The organism is Zhongshania antarctica (assembly GCF_014202945.1).
GTDB lineage: Bacteria > Pseudomonadota > Gammaproteobacteria > Pseudomonadales > Spongiibacteraceae > Spongiibacter > Spongiibacter antarcticus.
In genome coordinates this window covers 1-2500 of sequence record NZ_JACHHW010000022.1, presented here as the reverse complement: position 1 = coordinate 2500, position 2500 = coordinate 1, and the positions used below count along the sequence as shown (strand labels likewise).

General features: G+C 51.4%; 1 rRNA gene (cut by a window edge). It reads left to right on the top strand.

From position 1 onward, the window contains the following. A 23S ribosomal RNA gene (locus tag HNQ57_RS17620) occupies positions 1 to 2353 on the top strand; it begins 547 nt to the left of the window's first position. The last annotated feature ends 147 nt before the right edge of the window (positions 2354 to 2500 follow it).

Genomic DNA, 2500 nt, shown 5'->3' with positions numbered 1-2500 from the left:
CTTGTTCTGTGACTGCGTACCTTTTGTATAATGGGTCAGCGACTTAATGTCAGTAGCAAGGTTAACCGTATAGGGGAGCCGTAGGGAAACCGAGTCTTAATAGGGCGAATTAGTTGCTGGCATTAGACCCGAAACCGGGCGATCTATCCATGGCCAGGTTGAAGATGCCGTAACAGGCATTGGAGGACCGAACCCACAAATGTTGAAAAATTTGGGGATGAGTTGTGGATCGGAGTGAAAGGCTAATCAAGCTCGGAGATAGCTGGTTCTCCTCGAAATCTATTTAGGTAGAGCGTCGTGTCTAACCCTAGGGGGTAGAGCACTGTTTGGGCTAGGGGGTCATCCCGACTTACCAACCCCATGCAAACTCCGAATACCTAGGAGTTCAATCACGGCAGACAGACAGCGGGTGCTAACGTCCGTTGTCAAGAGGGAAACAACCCAGACCGCCAGCTAAGGTCCCTAATACACATTAAGTGGGAAACGATGTGGGAAGGCTTAGACAGCTAGGAGGTTGGCTTAGAAGCAGCCACCCTTTAAAGAAAGCGTAATAGCTCACTAGTCGAGTCGGCCTGCGCGGAAGATATAACGGGGCTAAATGTGTAACCGAAGCTGCGGATGCGTGCTTGCACGCATGGTAGAGGAGCGTTCTGTAAGCCTGCGAAGGTGGATTGAGAAGTCTGCTGGAGGTATCAGAAGTGCGAATGCTGACATGAGTAACGACAAGGGGAGTGAAAAACTCCCCCGCCGGAAGACCAAGGTTTCCTGTCCCATGTTAATCAGGACAGGGTTAGTCGGCCCCTAAGGCGAGGCAGAAATGCGTAGTCGATGGAAAACGGGTTAATATTCCCGTACTTGTTATAACTGCGATGGAGGGACGGAGTAGGCTAGGCGATCGCGGCGATGGTTGTCCGCGTTTAAGCTCGTAGGCTGGGGGATTAGGCAAATCCGGTTCCCTAAGGCTGAGAAGCGAATACGAGTCCTCTTTTGGACGAAGTCGTTGATGCCATGCTTCCAAGAAAAGCTTCTAAGCTTCAGGTTATAACAAACCGTACCCCAAACCGACACAGGTGGTCAGGTAGAGAATACCAAGGCGCTTGAGAGAACTCGGGTGAAGGAACTAGGCAAAATGGTACCGTAACTTCGGGAGAAGGTACGCTCCCTTTGGTGATCGGACTTGCTCCGTAAGCTGAGGGGAGTCGAAGTGACCAGGTGGCTGCAACTGTTTATCAAAAACATAGCACTGTGCAAACACGAAAGTGGACGTATACGGTGTGACGCCTGCCCGGTGCCGGAAGGTTAATTGATGGGGTTAGCGCAAGCGAAGCTCTTGATCGAAGCCCCGGTAAACGGCGGCCGTAACTATAACGGTCCTAAGGTAGCGAAATTCCTTGTCGGGTAAGTTCCGACCTGCACGAATGGCGTAATGATGGCCACGCTGTCTCCACCCGAGACTCAGTGAAATTGAATTTGCGGTTAAGATGCCGTATACCCGCGGCTAGACGGAAAGACCCCGTGAACCTTTACTATAGCTTCACAGTGGACTCTGATATTACTTGTGTAGGATAGCTGGGAGGCTTTGAAACTTAGGCGCTAGCTTAGGTGGAGCCAATCTTGAAATACCAGCCTGGTACTGTTGGGGTTCTAACTCTGGACCATTATCTGGTTCGAGGACATTGTGTGGTGGGTAGTTTGACTGGGGCGGTCTCCTCCCAAAGAGTAACGGAGGAGCACGAAGGTGCGCTAAGCATGGTCGGAAATCATGCGGTTAGTGTAATGGCATAAGCGCGCTTGACTGCGAGACTGACAAGTCGAGCAGGTACGAAAGTAGGTCATAGTGATCCGGTGGTTCTGTATGGAAGGGCCATCGCTCAACGGATAAAAGGTACTCCGGGGATAACAGGCTGATACCGCCCAAGAGTTCACATCGACGGCGGTGTTTGGCACCTCGATGTCGGCTCATCACATCCTGGGGCTGAAGCCGGTCCCAAGGGTATGGCTGTTCGCCATTTAAAGTGGTACGCGAGCTGGGTTCAGAACGTCGTGAGACAGTTCGGTCCCTATCTGCCGTGGGCGTTGGAGATTTGAGGAAAGCTGCTTCTAGTACGAGAGGACCGAAGTGGACGAACCTCTGGTGTTCGGGTTGTCACGCCAGTGGCATTGCCCGGTAGCTACGTTCGGACGGGATAAGCGCTGAAAGCATCTAAGCGCGAAGCCTCTTCCAAGATTAGATCTCCCTGGGGCCTTGAGCCCCCTAAAGAGCCGTTCAAGACCAGGACGTTGATAGGCAGGGTGTGTAAGTGCTGCGAGGCATTGAGCTAACCTGTACTAATTGCTCGTGAGGCTTGACCATATAATTAAGTGGTCTTGTTGTCACAATGAAGAAACTGCAGCGGATTGTTGCGAGTAGCGAGAGCTACACACATGAGAAAACTTGTTTATATCAGCTTATTTACCACCTTATTTGGATTGAATGACGCAGTGCCTAGGCACGTAAGAC